This is a genomic window from Kribbella sp. NPDC003505, assembly GCF_040610875.1.
Taxonomy (GTDB): domain Bacteria; phylum Actinomycetota; class Actinomycetes; order Propionibacteriales; family Kribbellaceae; genus Kribbella.
Window position 1 is genome coordinate 163,504 of the sequence record NZ_JBEXNA010000007.1, and the last position, 15,740, is coordinate 179,243.

Below are 15,740 nucleotides of genomic sequence, written 5' to 3' on the forward strand. Positions count from 1 at the left end.
AGAACTATTGCGGCATGGCGCAAGATCAGGTCGATCGCTTCTTCGAAGTCCTGGCCGATCCCACCCGGCGGCACGTCGTCCAACTGCTGGGGGAAGGGCCGCAACGGGCGGGCCGGCTGGCCGCGGCGACCGGGGCTTCGTCGCCGGCGATGAGCCGGCACCTCCGGATTCTGCTGGCGGCGGGCCTGGTCGCCGACGAGCGCGTCCCGGAGGATGCGCGGGCGCGCGTGTTCCGGCTCAATCCCGAGCCTGTCGTGGCCGTCCAGGCCTGGCTCGACCAGGTCCAGGCGCACTGGCGCGACCAGCTGGCCTCGTTCAAGCAGCATGTCGAGCAGAAAGGGACACCCGATGACTGAACCGTCCGCGACCGCTTCCGTCGATGTCGCCGTCGACCCGGAGACCGCGTTCCAGGCCTTCACCGAAGAGATCGACCTGTGGTGGGTCCGCGGCCCGATCAACTTCTGGGACTCCGCGCGCGCGATCGAGGTACGTATCGAGCCGGGCGTCGGCGGCCGCATCCTCGAGGTGTACGCGGACGACGCCCTGGAGCGCGGCGTGATCACCGCCTGGGAGCCGGGCGTGCGGTTCGAGTACCGCAGTTCGACCGACGACACCGAGACCACGGTCAGCTTTGCACCGATCGCGGCCGGCACCCGCGTGACTGTCGTCGAAGCGCTGGTCGAGGGCGGTACCAAGGCCGTGTACTCCTGGCGGAACGTGCTGCACTGGTTCCCGGCGTGGATCGCCCGTCGCGACGCGGCGCCGCACGCGGTCCGCGAGGTCGGCCGGCTGGCAGTCGCGTTGTACTACGAGGATCCAGCCGCCGCCGCGCGCTGGTTGCACACCGTTTTCGGCCTGGAGACCTGGGATCGGATTCCGGAGGAGGGCACCCGGCCGACCTGGATCGAACTGCACGCGGGCTCCTCCTCGATCATCCTGCTCCGGCGTAGCGAGCCTGGCCGGCCGTCCTCGGATCACTCGACGTGGGTCTACGTCGACGATCTCGAAGCGCACTTCGCTCAGGCTCAGCGGAACGACGCGAAGATCCTGCAGGAGATCCATCAGTACGGCTATCGCTCGTACCAGGCGGAGGATCTCGAGGGGCACCACTGGACCTTCGCCCAGGCCCGTCCCACGATGCAGTGACGGAACAGCCCCTCACCGGAGGGCGTCTGACGCCCGGGGTGGTGCGGGTCGCCGACACCGTACGCCGCCCCGGGTCGGGCAGCTCCGCCTTCACGGCGGAGCTCCTGGACCTGCTTGCGGAAAACGGTTTCGGCGCCGCACCGAAGTACCTCGGGCAGGATGAGACCGGGCGCGACGTCCTCACTTTTCTGGAGGGCTGGGTGCCGGCCAGATATCAACGGTGGTCCGACCGGCAAGTATCCGCCGCAGGCACGCTCCTCCGGCGTTTTCACGATGCCACCCGCGGCAGCCGCCTCGCTGCGGACCAGCCGGTCGTGTGCCATCACGACCCGGCCCCCACCAACTTCGTCTTCACCGACGACCTCCCGAGCGCCCTGATCGACTTCGACCTGGCGGCGCCTGGTGATCCGCTGGAAGATCTCGGGTACGCCGCCTGGACCTGGTGCATCGCCTCCAAACATGCCGACCCCAGCCGTCAGGCGCACCAGGTTCGGGTCCTCGCCGACGCCTACGGGCTCACCGCCGAGCAACGGTCGGAGTTGGTCGACGCGACGGCGGCACGGCAGGTGGCGAACGTGCAGTTCTGGGTACGCCGGCCGTGCGCGGACGCCGCCGAGCGGATCGCCTGGTCGCGGTGGGAACACGCTTTCGTACAGGCGAACCGCGATGTGTTCGACGCCGCGCTGGCCTAGAGGCGGCCGGCTTTCTTCAGGGTGAGGTAGGTGTCGGCGAGGGCCGGGGCGATCTGGTCCGGAGGTTCGTCGACGACGGTCACACCGGCTCGGGCGAGAGTGGCGGTCAGGCGTTCCCGATCCAGGCGGGTCCGGGCGGCCGAGGCAGCGCCGTACACGTCCAGGAGATCGCCGCGGGTGGCTTCCAGTTCGGTCAGCCGGGGATCGGCCACCGACGCCAGCACTACGACGTGCCGGCGCAGCAGCGGGCCGATCACGGGCAGCAGGGACTCCTCGATGACCGCCGGATCGAGGCCGGTCAGGAGGACGACGAGGGAGCGCTGGCCGAGCCGTTCGAGCACCTGTGACACGACGACGCGGAAGTCGGTCTGCACGAGCTCGGCCTCGACATTGGCCAGCGCGTTCACGAACGACGGCAGCACGTCCTGCGGCGCGGGCCGCCGTACGTCGGCCCGGACGGCGGAATCGCACGCCAGCAAGGAAACCCGGTCGCCCGCCCGCGTCGCCAGAGCGGCCAGCAGCAGGGCCGCGTCCATCGCGTGGTCCAGCCGCGGCGCATCCCCGACGCGCCCAGCGGACAGCCGTCCCGAGTCGATCACGATGACGACCTGCCGGTCCCGCTCCGGTCGCCACGTCCGCAGGACGACGTTTCCGCGCCGTGCCGTCGCGCGCCAGTCGATACTCCGCACGTCGTCACCCGGCACGTAGTCACGCAGCGAGTCGAACTCGGTCCCCTGCCCGCGCACGAGCAACGCTGTCCGGCCGTCCAGCTCGCGCAGCCGAGCCAGCCGAGACGGCAGGTGCTTGCGGCTCTTGAACGGCGGCAGCGCCCGGACTGTCCACGGGACCTGGTGGGACCCCTGCCGGCCGGCAAACCCCAGCGGTCCCACCGACCGCACGGTCACCCGGTACGCCTTGCGGTCGCCGCGGCGCGTCGGGACCAGATGCGTGGTCAGCCGCCGTCGTTCGCCCGACGGCAGATCCAGCTTGTGCGGCGGGTCCAGTACGCCGGCAGACGGCGGCCAGGCGTCCCGCAGCAGCCCACGCACGCGCCGGCCCGGGTTGGTGATCAGCAGGTTCACCGCAGCCGGCTCACCGAGCCGTACGGCGTTGTCGCCCTGCCGCTCGAACTGCAGGCGCCGGGGCGAACCAGCCAACAGAATGTCCACCAGACACACCACCAGCACAGCAGCGACGACCACGCCGATCCCGGCCCACGACGGCATCACCAGAGCGACGAACACCACTCCAGCGGCAGCCAGGATGCCGGCTCGGCCAGTCAGAACCATCAGCGTGGCACCGGCACCGTCGCGAGCACACTCTCCAGCACCGCGTCCGCGCTGACACCCTCCAGCTCGGCCTCCGGCCGCACCTGGACCCGATGCCGAAGGCAAGGACGTGCCATCGCCTTCACGTCGTCCGGGATGACGTAGTCGCGCCCGGACAGCCACGCCCACGCACGCGAGACCGCGAGCAGCGCGGTGGCGCCACGTGGCGAGACACCCAGTTGCAGCGACGGCGACTGGCGAGTGGCGCGGCACAGGTCGACGACGTACGCCAGCACGTCCTCCCGGACCGCGACCCGCCGTACGGCGTCCTGCCCTGCCTGCAGGTCCTCAGGGCCGGCCACCGGACGCAGACCGGCAGCGGCCAGGTCACGCGGATCGAAGCCTTGTGCGTGCCGGGCGAGTACGGCGATCTCCGCATCGCGCGGCGGGATGTCCAGCGTCACTTTCAGCAGGAACCGGTCCAGCTGGGCCTCTGGCAGCGGATACGTGCCTTCGTACTCCACCGGGTTCTGCGTAGCTGCCACCACGAACGGCGAGGGCAACCGCCGCGGCTCGCCGTCCACGGTCACCTGCCGCTCCTCCATGGCCTCCAGCAACGCGGCCTGGGTCTTCGGCGGCGTCCGGTTGATCTCGTCCGCCAGCAGGATGTTCGTGAACACAGGCCCCGGCCGGAACTCGAACTCGCTCGTCTTCGCGTCGTACACCAGCGATCCGGTGACGTCACCCGGCATCAGGTCCGGCGTGAACTGCACGCGTTTGGTCTCCAGCCGCAGCGCCGTCGACAGCGCCCGCACCATCAGGGTCTTCGCTGTCCCCGGCACGCCCTCCAGCAGCACGTGGCCGCGGCAGAGCAGGGCGAGCACCAGTGCGGTCACCGCAGTGTCCTGGCCGACCACCGCCTTGCCGATCTCGGTCCGTAGCGCGACCAGCGCCTGCCGGGCCTGGTCCGCGGTGACCTCGGTAGTCGTCACGGGTGTCGTACCTCCTGCGTCAGTACGTCGAGTTCGTGGGACAAGGACATCAGAGCGTCGTCAGTGAACGGCGGCAGGCCGTAGAGCAACTCGTACAACATGGCCGGGTCGCGGCCGGTCCGTGCGGCGACAGTCGCGATCACGGCCGACGGATCGGCCCGCCGGGGAATGCCGTGCGCCTTGTGCAACTGACCGAGCGCCGACTCACGCAGCGCGGCCGCCGCGCGATCGCGGGCTCGTGAGCGTCGGTAGAGCCTCGCCCTGCCCTCGGTGGTCTCCGCCGCGTGCACAATCACCGGCAGCTGCTCCGCTACCACCGGCCCGAGCCGTCGCCCGCGCCAGATCGCCACCACCAGTACGGCGAATGCCAGCGCCCAGCCGATGTAGCGGACGTCAGGTGGGATCAGCGGGGGAGTGTCGTCGCCCAAGTCGCTGTAGGTCGCCTCCCACTGCGGCAGGTACCAGGTCAGATCGTCATGCGTGCCGAACAGATTGAGCGCCAAGGCCGCGTTGCCGTCGTCGGCGAGCTGGGCATTGGTGAACGACGCCCGGGCACCGACCACGTCGACGAGGCGGTCGCCGAGGTCCAATCGGACCATGGTGGCGTTGATGCCGTCGCCGTAGCAGGTGGTCGCGCCGTCGGGAGCGGAGTACGTCGGCCCGCTCACGGTGGCCGTGCCTGCCCTCACCGCGGCTGGAAGCTCACAGCCGGGCTGGCGGCTACGGCTTGCCAAAGAGTTGCCGGTCGGGCGCACACCCGGGGCCAGAGCTTCGAGAGCCCGGCTGCTGGGACGGATCAGGATGATGTGGCTCCACTGCGCCCCCGCGATCCGCTGCCAGTCGGAGGCGTTCAGTGAACCGCCCGGGCCGATGACCAGTGCCTTGCCGGCGCCTGGTTGTAAGGCGTCGTCCAGCGACTCGGTGCCGTGGACGTCGACGTTGTGGTTCTTCAGCAGCGCCGCGAGCGCCCGTGCTCCGTCCGACTCGGTGGAGTCCGGGCTGAACGGTCCCGACGTACGGGCCGAAGTCGCGATCAGTACGACGATGGCGGCCAGCACGATCAGACCGGTGACAAGCAGCGGCGTCCGCAACGCGCGCCAGCCCTCACTGACACTGCGTCCGACAGCCGTGCTCATACAGCCACCCGTGCGGTCCGCGCGGCGTCGTCAGCCGCGACGACAGCGGCGTACCGCTGCGGCGTCCCAGGACGGTTGCCGTAGACAACCTCCGTGAACACCAGCGCGGCCGGCTGCAGCGGTTCACGCAGTACCGGCGCCGCGCGCGACGCATCGGCCACGACCTCGTACGCCGTACGTCCGGCGCGTTCGTCCAGGACGGTCCGCTCGGTCAGCTCCGCCACGCACGCCCGGAAGCGGCTGCGGATCGCCGACGCGAAGTCGCCGGACGCGGCCTCTTGTTCGGCCAGGGCACGGTACTCGGCGGCACTCTGCGGCCGGGCGGTGTCGAAGACCGCCTGAGACTTGGCCCTGTGGCTGGTCCGCAGTACGCCGGACCGCCAGAGCACCACAACCACGACAAGGACCAGCAGCGCGATCAGCATCACCAGACCGGCGTGACCGTTGGGCGACGAGCCTGTGAGGCTGTCCAGCAGGTCCTGGATCCAGTCCAGCACCTTGCCGACGGCCCGCTCGATCAGCGAGCCGGAGTCCCGGTACGCGGACTTGGACAGTTCCTTGGCCGCCTCCTGAGCGGCCTGGTCCCGGTCGATGTCGACGGGCGGCTCCAGCGGGAGAAGGATCACGCCGGCTCCTCGAACCGCAGCGCCGGCCGCATCCACAGGTCCAGACCTTCGCGGCGGACCCGGAGGTCGAGGTAGATCAGGGCCTGGACGGCGGACATGAAGGCGAGACTGGCGATCAGCGTGATCAGCGTCGCGATGCCGACCGCCACACCGAGGACGATGGTCACTACGACCGCCCCGGTGCTGTCGCTGGAGCCGGCCCACCCGCCGACCGTCAGGATCAGCGCGCTGACCCCGAACTGCAGCGCGTACCCGATGATGTTCACCACCAGCCCCCCGAAGAGCAGGATCCCGAACACCCGCCAGAACTTGCCCTTCACGAGCTGCCACGACCGGCGCAGCGAACCCCAGACCCCCACCCGCACCGGGATGTGCAGGCCGATGTCCGGTGCGTGCCGGCCCTCCATCAGGACCACCGTCCCGGCCAGCACCAGCCGGATGCCGAAGATCAGCACCAGGACGCCGCCGACCAGCATCATCCCGAGGGCCGCGGCACCGGCCACCTCGGAGGAGATCGCCGCGTCCGCCCCGGCGCCGATACCGAACACCGCGAGCCCCCAGCCGCCGATCAGCAGCATGAACGACAGCGACTGCACCAGACCCACAGCCGCCAGCGCGGGGACCGCGGGTCGCACCAGACGCATCAGCTCGCGTGGGCCGGCCCTGTGCGCCAGCTGGCTCCGGACCGCGGCCAGCGCGATGATCCCGGACAGCATGCTCGACACCACCGAGAACAGCACTACCTGAACGCCGTAGGTGAGCAGGAGGGCCGCACCGGCTTGCCCGAACGGGTCGTCCGCCCCGAAGAAGCCACCCAGCCCGCCCGGTACGGCGACCTCGGTCAGAACGGCCTGCACCGCGACCAGTGCGATCCCGGCCAGCACCGGCAGGCCGAGCATGATCGTCTTGTTGTCGGAGATCGTCCGGGCGGCGTTGTCGAGCAGGTCCGCCGGCAGCCACGGCCGCAGCGGCTCGGTCGCCACGTCGTCGTGCAGGCGCATACTCGACTGCGTACGGTGGTCGGCCACTGACTGCCTCCTCTCCCGGTGAACCGTCGTACCAGCGGGCACGTGAGTTGTGGTGAACCCCGGCCGTGCACCATGATCCCGGATGATCACAGCCCAACTCGGGGGTCACACGGCGATCCGGCGTGTGCACTACCAGGGGAATGGGACACTATCCGTAGTGCGTACGGCCTGGCACCCCGCCGGGCGCACACCGACCGGTCGGACTCGGACCCAACGGAGCAGCGAGGAGCTAAGGGCGTGGCAGACGGTAACCGGACGATGCGGGGCCGCATCCTCATCGTCGACGACGACACCGCGTTGTCGGAGATGCTCAGCATCGTGCTGCGCAACGAGGGCTACGACACCTATCTGTGCGCGACCGGTGACAAGGCGGTGCCGGCGTTCCGGGAGTTCAAGCCCGATCTGCTGCTGCTCGACCTGATGCTGCCCGGGATGGACGGGATCGACGTCTGCCGGGCGATCCGGGCCGAGTCCGGGGTGCCGATCGTGATGCTGACCGCCAAGAGCGACACCGTCGACGTGGTGCTCGGGCTGGAGTCCGGGGCCGACGACTACGTGGTCAAGCCGTTCAAGCCGAAGGAACTGGTGGCCCGGATCCGGGCGCGGCTGCGCCGGATGGACGAGCCCGGTCCGGAGTCGCTGACCATCGGCGACCTCACCATCGACGTGGCCGGCCACTCGGTGAAGCGGGCCGGCGAGACGATCCAGCTGACGCCGCTGGAGTTCGACCTGCTGGTCTGCCTGGCGTCGAAGCCCTGGCAGGTGTTCACCCGTGAGGTGCTGCTGGAGCAGGTCTGGGGCTACCGGCACGCCGCCGACACCCGGCTGGTGAACGTGCACGTCCAGCGGCTGCGCTCCAAGATCGAGAAGGACCCTGAGCACCCGGAGATCGTGGTCACGGTCCGCGGTGTCGGATACAAGGCGGGTGCGGACTGATCGAGTACGGACGCGGTCAAGAGCCGCAGGCTGCCGCCGGCGACCAGGTGGTGGACCCCGGTCACGAGGTGCACACCGGTCAGATCACGGATCACCGGAGCGGGCAGCCGTCGGCACCTCCCGAGCAGGAGGTGGCCGAGTCCCGCGGGACGGAGCTGGAGCTGACCGCCGCCGCGGCGGATTGGGCTGCCCAGCCGCAGCCGCTGTGGCGGACGCACCCCAAGCACTGGCCCGACATCTGGCGGCGGTCCATCCAGGCGCGGATCGTCACGGGCACCCTGCTGATGTCGACGCTGGTGCTGATCCTGGTCGGCTGGGTGATGATGAGCCAGGTCACCGACGGTGTCCTGGAGTCCCGCCGGATGAGCGCCCAGGCCGAGGTGCGCGCCCAGCTCCAGCAGCTGTCCGTCAGCCTCGACGCCGCCAACCCGAACCTCGTCAACCAGCAGCTGTCCGAGCTGGTCCTCGGCTCCAACCGCCCGGGCCTGTACGACGTCCTGCTGGTGCCGACCGACCAGGCGGCGTCCAACGCGATCCGCTACACCGGGCTGGTCAACAGCGACTCGATCCCGCAGCCGCTGTCCTCGTCCGTGGTCAGCGACGGCTCCAAGTTGTGGGACACGTACACGCTGATCAACTACCGCGACAGCCCCAGCGTCCCAGGCCTGGTGATCGGTTCCCAGATCCGGATCGACTCGACCGGTGACAAGTACGCGATCTACTTCCTGTTCCCGCTCACCGCGCAGCAGGAGACGCTGGACGTCGTCCAGCGCGCCCTTGTGACCGCGGGGCTGTTGCTGATCGTCCTGCTCGGCGCGGTGGCCTGGCTGGTCACCCGGCAGGTCGTGACGCCGGTGCGGATGGCCCGCCGGATCGCCGAGCGGCTGGCGGCCGGCAAGCTCGAGGAGCGGATGCAGGTCCGCGGCACCGACGACCTGGCCCGGCTGGCCGTGTCGTTCAACAAGATGGCGTCCAACCTGCAGCGCCAGATCCGCCGGCTGGAGGAGCTGTCGCGGCTGCAGCGCCGGTTCGTGTCGGACGTGTCCCACGAGCTGCGGACGCCGCTCACCACGGTGCGGATGGCCGCCGACCTGCTGCACGAGAGCCGTGACCAGTTCGACCCGATCAGCCGCCGCTCGGTGGAGCTGCTGCAGAACGAGCTCAACCGGTTCGAGGAGCTGCTCGCCGACCTGCTGGAGATCAGCAGGTTCGACGCCGGAGCGGCCGCCCTGGACCTGGAGGACGTCGACCTGCGCGACATCGTCAACCGGGTGCTGGAGAATCACGAGACCCTGGTCCAGCGGAAGGGCTGCGAGGTCCAGCTGGACATGCCGCGGCCGTGCCGGGCCAAGGTGGACTCCCGCCGCATCGAGCGGATCCTGCGGAACCTGATCGGCAACGCGATCGAGCACAGCGAAGGCCTGCCGATCCGGATCAGCACGGCGTACGACGAGGAGGCCGCGGCGGTGGCCGTCCGCGACCACGGCGTCGGGTTCCGGCCCGAGGAGGCCGAGATGGTGTTCAGCCGGTTCTGGCGGGCCGACCCGGCCCGGGCCCGGACCACCGGCGGCACCGGCCTCGGCCTGTCGATCGCGCTCGAGGACGCCCGGTTGCACGGCGGCCGCCTGGACGCGTGGGGCTCGCCCGGCGACGGCGCGTACTTCCGGCTGACGCTGCCGCGCCGCCCGGACGTGGCGCTCACCGGTTCGCCGCTGCCGCCGCGGCCGGCCGACGCGACCCGCGTGGTCACCGAACTCGTCGACGTCGGCGCGCCGTACCAGAAGCTGAGCGGCGGTGAGGAGCGATGAAGCGCAGGCTGGTCGCGGCCGTGCTGGCCGTGGTGATGCTGGGCGGCTGCGCGGCAGTGCCGACCAAGGGCACCATCCGCAACGGCGAGCGGCAGGGGCTGGCGCCGGACCTGGGCGGCGTCGGCGTCGAGGCCAAGCCGCCGCGGGCGAACGTCGGCGACATGGCGATCGTCAGCGGCTTCCTGGAGGCGATGTCGGACTCCCAGGCGTACGACGTCGCGCGGCAGTACATGACCCCGGACGCCGCCGGGGAGTGGCGGCCGGAGTCGCAGACCGTGGTGTACGAGCAGAGCGCCGACTCGCTGACCCGGAAGGCCGGCGGCATCCAGCTGACCGCCCGCAAGATCGCGACCATCGGCGCGCGCGGCGAATGGATCCCGGCGAAGGCCGACGAGCCGGCCGACTTCTTCTTCAAGCTCAAGAAGATCGACGGACAGCTCCGCGTCGACTCGCCGCCGCCGGGGGCGTACCTCGGCAGCAACCAGGTCGACCTGAAGCTCGCATCCCGGGACCTGTACTTCTTCAACCAGTCCCGCGACCTGCTCGTACCGGACCAGGTCTGGCTGCCGCAGAACCTCCCGTCCGGCCAGGCCGCGACCCAGCTCGTCCAGGAGCTGCTGAAAGGCCCGACCAGCAGGCTCGGGAACGGCGTGAGGTCCATAGCGCCGCCCGGCACCGAAGTGCAGGTTTCGGTCCCGGTGGACCTCGGTGTGGCCACGGTGGCGCTCAATGACGCTGCTGCCTCGCTCCGCGACCAGGACCGGCGGCTGCTGGCGGCGCAGATCGTCTGGACCCTCAACCAGCTGAACCTGCGGGCCAAGATCACGGTCGGCGGCGCACCGCTGCTGCCTGACGACCCCGAGGTCCTGCCGTTCGCCAACTTCAGCCCGTACGACCCTCAGGTGCCGGCCGGGACGGCAACCAAGCTCTTCGGCCTGCTGAAGCAGAAGCCGCACCGGATCGTCGGCCTGGACGGGGCGTCGGACATCGCCGCCCAGCCGCTGAACGCCGGGCCACTGGCGCTGTACAAGGCGCAGTCGCTCGCGGTCACGCTGGCAGGCGACGCCGGGGCGATCGTCACCGCCGACGGGAAGTACCTCGTCTACGGCAAGCTGGACCCGGGCGACAAGGACGTCGACCAGGCGAAGATCGAGCTCGACGGGAAGACCCTGCCGCCGAGCTTCGACGACCAGGACAACCTGTGGTTCCTGGACCGGGCCGACAGCGACCATCCACGGCTGCGGCTCCGCAACCATGACGGGCCGCTCGACGTCATCGACGCCGACTTCAAGGGCGACACCCCGGTCGCGCTGCGGATGGCCCCCGACGGCGTACGGGTGCTGCTCGTGATGCAGGCGGCCAGCACCAAGCAGAACTACGTCCAGACCGCGACGATCCAAACCGCCCCCGACGGCAAGCGCCGGGTGCTCGGCGCGTTCCGGCCGCTCCGGCTGGCGCTGACCAACATCACCGACGCGGCCTGGAACAAGCAGGGCATCATCGTGATCGGCTCCGGCGGCAACGCCAGCTCGGCGCGTCAGGCCTGGCTGGCCAGCCCTGACGGCTCCAGCCTGCAGCTGCTGCCCGGGTCGTCGCCCGACTTCGTCCCGCAGCGCGTCGCGTCGAACCCGAACAAGGACACCCTCCCGGTGATCCAGGACGACACCGGCCACATCCACTGGCTCAGCAAAGACCTGATCTGGGTCTCGCCCGACCCCGGCGACATCCAGGGCCCGGTCGAGCCCACCTACCCAGGCTGATCCCGCTGCGCCAACCTGTGGTGACAGTGGGTTGTCCACAGGGACGTGTGGGGCCTGGTTGCGCGGGACCGGGGAAACCGGGGACCGTGAGGTGGTGCGGGGGTGGGACGGGGTCGCGGACCTGGTGCTGGGCGGGCGGTGCGCCGGGTGTGAGCGGCCGGGGGTCACTCTCTGTGGTGGTTGCCGTCGGCTACTGACGGGGATGACTCCGTTCCGTGCCTGGCCGGACCCGAGTCCGCCCGGGCTGGCGCCGCCGACCGCCGCCGCGCCGTACGCCGGGGAGCTCCGCAACCTGATCCTCGCGCACAAGGAGCACGCCCGCTACGCCCTGGCCCGGCCGCTCGGGCACCTGCTGGCCGACGTCGTACGGACCGCGCTCGGAGACCGGCAGGCGGCGTGGGTGTGTCCGGTGCCGTCGCCGCGGGCAACCGTCCGCACACGGGGGCACGATCCGCTGCTGCGGATTACGAAAGCTGCCGTCAGATCCCTGCGCAGGCAGGGAATCGACGCCCGGACGGCCGGCGCGCTGCGGGTCGTCGGGCGCCCCGACGACCAGGCCGGCCTGTCCGCGGAACGCCGGACCGCCAACCTGGATGGGGTTTTCGGGGTGCGTTCGCGCTGGGCTGAAACCCTGATCGATCAACCGGTCCTGCTGGTGGACGACGTGATCACCACCGGATCCACGCTCACCGAAGCCTGCCGCGCCTTGGAATCCCGGGGAATCGGGGTGCTCGGCTGCGCGCTGCTGGCCGCGACCGCGAGACACCGGACGTCTGGTTCATGAGAACTTCCCTACCGGTTTTCGCCGAAGCCGACTAGCGTTGGCCTATGACACCCGCTAGGGCTTGTCGGGCAGTGGAGTGGCGGAGGACCGGATCAGCCGGATTCCTTGCCACCGGGTCCGACGGGCTCGACAGCGGGTGTTCTCGTTTCGGGCACCGTCACCATGAGTACGGGGGTCCGAACACGTAAAAGAAGTCGCCGATCGATGGAGGTTTCCGTGGACGTCGTTGTCAAGGGTCATCACTGCGAGGTCAGTGACCGCTTCCGGCAGTACGTCGAGGAAAAACTCGAGCGAATCGAGAAGGTCGATCATCGGGTACTGCGGTGCGAGGTGGAAGTCAGCCAGGAGAAGAACCCGCGACAGCACGATCGGGCGATGCGTGTCGAGCTCACCATGTACACCAAGGGTCCGGTGGTCCGCGCAGAGGCGTGCGGCGAGACCAAGCAGGCGGCGTTCGACGTCTGCCTGGACCGGCTCCGGTCCCAGGTCCGCAAGGCGGCCGACCGGCGCCGGGTGCACCGGGGTGAGCGGACGCCGGAAGGCCTGCGGCACGTGAACGCGAAGCAGCCGGTTCCCGGCAACGCACCTCTAGTGGAGGAACCAGTCGCCGAGGACGAGGTGGCGACGCACAAGTACGGATCTCTCACGGTGACCGGCGACGGTCCGCTGGTGATGCGCGAGAAGACCCACACCGCCAAGCCGATGACCCTGGACCAGGCGCTCTACGAGCTCGAACTGGTCGGGCACGACTTCTACCTGTTCGTCGACGCGGACGAGAACCAGCCGAGTGTCGTCTACCGCCGTCGCGGCTACGACTACGGCGTGATCAGGCTGGCCGTCTGAACCGTTCGCTCATTGGTGGCGAGCCTCGCGAGATCCGGGAGGAGATACCGCAGCCGCGGGCCGGGTAAACCCGGCCCGCGGCTTCTTTGCACCTGATTGACGCTCGGTCCGGGAAGGCCGAACCGGTCAGCTCCTGACGCCCGCTTTTCCCCCGCCGCTACGCCTACGTCGTGGCTTCGGTACGCGCGGTGCCGGGCGACGGTGTCACGCCGCTGCTCAGCATGCTCCGGACGATGGCCGACCGCGGCGATCAGCGTCCGGACAGGAGCGGACCGGTGAGACCGGGCGGATCGCCACGACTTGGCCGCACTCGGTGTTCCGTTGCGCCGGATCCACACAGAACGCTTCGGTCCGGTTTAGGCCCCGTCGATCTGCTGCTGCAGCTCCGCCGCGTACGTCGCGACCTCGGCGTACACGCCCGGGTTGCCGGCGTCCGCGCAGCCGATGCCCCAGGACACGACACCGAACAGGCGGCCGTTCAGGACCAGCGGGCCGCCGGAGTCGCCCTGGCAGGAGTCCTTGCCGCCCTCCTCGTACCCGGCGCAGATCTCGCCGTCTGCCGTGTAGCCCTCGCTCGCGTACGCCTTCTCGCAGTACGCGTCGCCGAGGACCGGTACGTCGACCTTCTGGAACGTGGCCGCCGGGCCGGTGCCCTCGGTCTCGCCCCAGCCGTACACGATCGAGGCCGCCCCGGCCGCGTCGGCCGCCTTGTCGGTCTCCAGCGCCAGCGTGTCGACACCCTCGAACGGGGTCGCCAGCGTCATCACGGCGACGTCGTGGCCAGGCGACTTGCCGTACTCCGGGTCGACCCAGATGCTGCTGATCTTGGATTCCTTGCCGGTGGACTTGTCGGCGAGGTCGTCGCGGTCCTGGATCGCGGTGTAGGTCGACGCGGCCTCGGTGGAGCAGTGTGCCGCGGTGACGATCTTGTTCGCCGCCACCAGCGTCGACCCGCAGTACTCACCGGTCGGGTCGGGGGAGTTGCTGTTCGACAGCTGGATGGCCCACGGCGTGTCGGCGGTATGGGCGATGGTGCCGCCGACGATCCGGGTCTTGGGTCCGTCCGGCGACTGCGCGGCCGACGCGGAGCCTGCTACGGCCACCGCACCGAGGGACGCCGCAGTCAGTACGCCGGCCGCGAGGGCAGCGCGGACCACCTGCTTCTTTCCTGTCATGCCTCACTCCAGGGTGATAGGGGCCGCACGGGCGGACGGCCTCCTGGCAGGCTCTCCCGAACACCATGCGTAGCGCACCTCCCACTTTCGGTAACTCCGGAGTTATGCCCACGGCTCCAGAGCCAACCTTGAGCCCGCACCAACCGGTTTCGAGCCGTCGGAATGGTTGGTCGGAGCCCAAGGTGGGGGAAATGTCGGTGGGGCCCGGCACAATGCGGGGCGTGACTACTCAGGTGCTGTCTACGGCTCAGGCGCGACGGGTCGCGCTGGCGGCGCAGGGGTTCATGGACCCCCGGCCGAAGGGCGTTCCCGACGCGCGGGCGCTGTCCCGGGTGCTCGGCCGGATCGGGCTGATCCAGATCGATTCGGTCAACGTGCTGAGCCGCACGCAGTACCTGCCGCTCTACTCGCGCCTCGGGCCGTATCCGCGGGAGCTGCTGGACCGCGCGGCCGGCAAGGCTCCGCGCCGCCTGGTGGAGTATTGGGCGCACGAGGCGTCGCTGATCCCGGTCGAGACGCATCCGTTGATGCGCTGGCGGATGGCCCGCGCGACGACCGAGGCCTGGGGCGGCCCGCGGTCGATCGCGAAGGAGCGGCCGGACCTGATCAAGCAGGTGCTCGCCGACGTGCAGACCCACGGCCCGCTGACCGCCCGCGAGATCGACGACGACGTCGAGCGGGCGCGGGACAACTGGGGCTGGAACTGGTCCGACGTGAAGCGCGCCCTGGAGTTCCTGTTCTTCGCCGGGGAGATCACCGTCGCCCGGCGCAACCAGCAGTTCGAGCGGCTGTACGACGTCCCCGAGCGGGTGCTGCCCCGCGCGGTGGTCGACACGCCGACGCCGACCCTCGACGAGGCGCACCGCGGACTGGTGTCGATCGCGGCCCGGGCGCACGGGGTGGCGACCGCGCAGTGCCTGCGGGACTACTTCCGGACCGCGCCCGAGCCGACCCTGCAGGCGATCGCCGAGCTGGTCGAGGAGGGCGAGCTGCTCCCGGTGCGGATCGACGGCTGGAAGCGCCCGGCGTACCTGCACCGCGACGCGCGGCTGCCGCGCCGGGTGAACACCCGGGCCCTGGTCAGCCCGTTCGACTCGCTGGTCTTCGAGCGCACCCGGACCGAGGTCCTTTTCGACTTCCGGTACCGGATCGAGATCTACGTGCCCGCCGAGAAGCGCATCCACGGCTACTACGTGCTCCCGTTCCTGCTCGGCGACCGGCTGGTCGCACGGGTGGACCTGAAGGCCGACCGCCCCGGCGGCGTGCTGCTCGTCCAGTCGGCGCACGCGGAGCCCAAGGCGCCGGTGGAGACTGCCGAGGAGCTGGCCGCGGAGCTGGTCCAGCTGGCCGGATGGCTCGGGCTGGACCAGGTCCGGGTGGCGGGCGGCGGTGACCTTTCGCCAGCGCTCAGTGACGCCCTGCGAGGCTCCTGAGGAGATCCCGGGAACTTTCCGGCCCGCTCACGCGTGGGTCCGGTAAGGCTCGAGGCACGCTGCGGGCGTGGCTTGGCACACCCGGCCCCGTACGATGGGGGACGCACGCCTTC

Annotated in this window: 15 protein-coding genes; 9 read left to right on the forward strand and 6 right to left on the reverse strand. The window is 70.3% G+C overall.

What is annotated here, in order from left to right; translation table 11 throughout:
- The first annotated feature begins 14 nt into the window (after positions 1 to 14).
- From ABZX12_RS24720 to ABZX12_RS24730, 3 genes are read left to right on the forward strand one after another with little or no spacing between them, the layout of a single operon-like run.
- Entirely contained in the window at positions 15 to 356 is a 342-nt protein-coding gene (locus tag ABZX12_RS24720) for a metalloregulator ArsR/SmtB family transcription factor (RefSeq protein WP_355696691.1), read from the forward strand.
- Entirely contained in the window at positions 349 to 1,146 is a 798-nt protein-coding gene (locus ABZX12_RS24725) for a VOC family protein (protein ID WP_355696693.1), read from the forward strand. Before ABZX12_RS24720 ends, ABZX12_RS24725 begins: the two co-directional genes overlap by 8 nt.
- Positions 1,143 to 1,838 carry a phosphotransferase gene (locus ABZX12_RS24730; RefSeq protein ID WP_355696695.1) on the forward strand — a complete coding sequence of 232 codons (696 nt, stop codon included), beginning with the start codon at positions 1,143 to 1,145 and terminating at the stop codon, positions 1,836 to 1,838. The genes ABZX12_RS24725 and ABZX12_RS24730 overlap by 4 nt, the downstream gene beginning before the upstream one ends.
- Here ABZX12_RS24730 and ABZX12_RS24735 read toward each other — a convergent pair.
- The 5 genes from ABZX12_RS24735 to ABZX12_RS24755 are packed head-to-tail and all read right to left on the reverse strand — an operon-like array spanning position 1,835 to position 6,888.
- Complete coding sequence (locus tag ABZX12_RS24735; protein WP_355696696.1) at positions 1,835 to 3,127, reverse strand: DUF58 domain-containing protein; 1,293 nt, start codon at positions 3,125 to 3,127, stop codon at positions 1,835 to 1,837. The two genes, ABZX12_RS24730 and ABZX12_RS24735, sit on opposite strands and share 4 nt — an antisense overlap.
- The gene (locus ABZX12_RS24740) at positions 3,127 to 4,098 is read right to left on the reverse strand and encodes a MoxR family ATPase (RefSeq protein WP_355696698.1); all 972 of its coding nucleotides are present in this window, start codon (positions 4,096 to 4,098) and stop codon (positions 3,127 to 3,129) included. Before ABZX12_RS24740 ends, ABZX12_RS24735 begins: the two co-directional genes overlap by 1 nt.
- Positions 4,095 to 5,234, reverse strand: coding sequence for a DUF4350 domain-containing protein (locus ABZX12_RS24745; protein WP_355696700.1), 1,140 nt, complete (start codon positions 5,232 to 5,234; stop codon positions 4,095 to 4,097). The genes ABZX12_RS24740 and ABZX12_RS24745 overlap by 4 nt, the downstream gene beginning before the upstream one ends.
- Positions 5,231 to 5,860 carry a DUF4129 domain-containing protein gene (locus tag ABZX12_RS24750; protein WP_355696702.1) on the reverse strand — a complete coding sequence of 210 codons (630 nt, stop codon included), beginning with the start codon at positions 5,858 to 5,860 and terminating at the stop codon, positions 5,231 to 5,233. The genes ABZX12_RS24745 and ABZX12_RS24750 overlap by 4 nt, the downstream gene beginning before the upstream one ends.
- Positions 5,857 to 6,888: a hypothetical protein gene (locus tag ABZX12_RS24755; RefSeq protein WP_355696704.1), complete on the reverse strand. Its 1,032-nt coding sequence runs from the start codon at positions 6,886 to 6,888 to the stop codon at positions 5,857 to 5,859. The genes ABZX12_RS24750 and ABZX12_RS24755 overlap by 4 nt, the downstream gene beginning before the upstream one ends.
- A gap of 258 nt (positions 6,889 to 7,146) precedes the next feature.
- Between ABZX12_RS24755 and mtrA the strand changes: the two genes are divergently transcribed.
- The 5 genes from mtrA (at position 7,147) to raiA (ending at position 13,019) form a co-directional block, all read left to right on the forward strand.
- Positions 7,147 to 7,824, forward strand: a complete 678-nt coding sequence (gene mtrA, locus ABZX12_RS24760; protein ID WP_141859693.1) for an MtrAB system response regulator MtrA — start codon at positions 7,147 to 7,149, stop codon at positions 7,822 to 7,824.
- A 47-nt stretch (positions 7,825 to 7,871) separates the two neighbouring features.
- On the forward strand, positions 7,872 to 9,632 hold the full coding sequence (mtrB, locus tag ABZX12_RS24765) for an MtrAB system histidine kinase MtrB (protein ID WP_355696706.1): 1,761 nt from the start codon (positions 7,872 to 7,874) through the stop codon (positions 9,630 to 9,632).
- Positions 9,629 to 11,392 carry an LpqB family beta-propeller domain-containing protein gene (locus ABZX12_RS24770; RefSeq protein ID WP_355696708.1) on the forward strand — a complete coding sequence of 588 codons (1,764 nt, stop codon included), beginning with the start codon at positions 9,629 to 9,631 and terminating at the stop codon, positions 11,390 to 11,392. The genes mtrB and ABZX12_RS24770 overlap by 4 nt, the downstream gene beginning before the upstream one ends.
- A 202-nt stretch (positions 11,393 to 11,594) precedes the next feature.
- Positions 11,595 to 12,176: a phosphoribosyltransferase family protein gene (locus ABZX12_RS24775; protein ID WP_355696710.1), complete on the forward strand. Its 582-nt coding sequence runs from the start codon at positions 11,595 to 11,597 to the stop codon at positions 12,174 to 12,176.
- A gap of 216 nt (positions 12,177 to 12,392) precedes the next feature.
- Positions 12,393 to 13,019, forward strand: coding sequence for a ribosome-associated translation inhibitor RaiA (gene raiA / locus ABZX12_RS24780; RefSeq protein ID WP_355696712.1), 627 nt, complete (start codon positions 12,393 to 12,395; stop codon positions 13,017 to 13,019).
- A 356-nt stretch (positions 13,020 to 13,375) separates the two neighbouring features.
- Here raiA and ABZX12_RS24785 read toward each other — a convergent pair whose 3' ends face one another.
- Positions 13,376 to 14,194, reverse strand: coding sequence for a serine protease (locus ABZX12_RS24785; RefSeq protein ID WP_355696714.1), 819 nt, complete (start codon positions 14,192 to 14,194; stop codon positions 13,376 to 13,378).
- 284 nt (positions 14,195 to 14,478) lie between these two features.
- Between ABZX12_RS24785 and ABZX12_RS24790 the strand changes: the two genes are divergently transcribed.
- Positions 14,479 to 15,627, forward strand: a complete 1,149-nt coding sequence (locus ABZX12_RS24790; protein WP_355697187.1) for a crosslink repair DNA glycosylase YcaQ family protein — start codon at positions 14,479 to 14,481, stop codon at positions 15,625 to 15,627.
- Positions 15,628 to 15,740 lie beyond the last annotated feature (113 nt).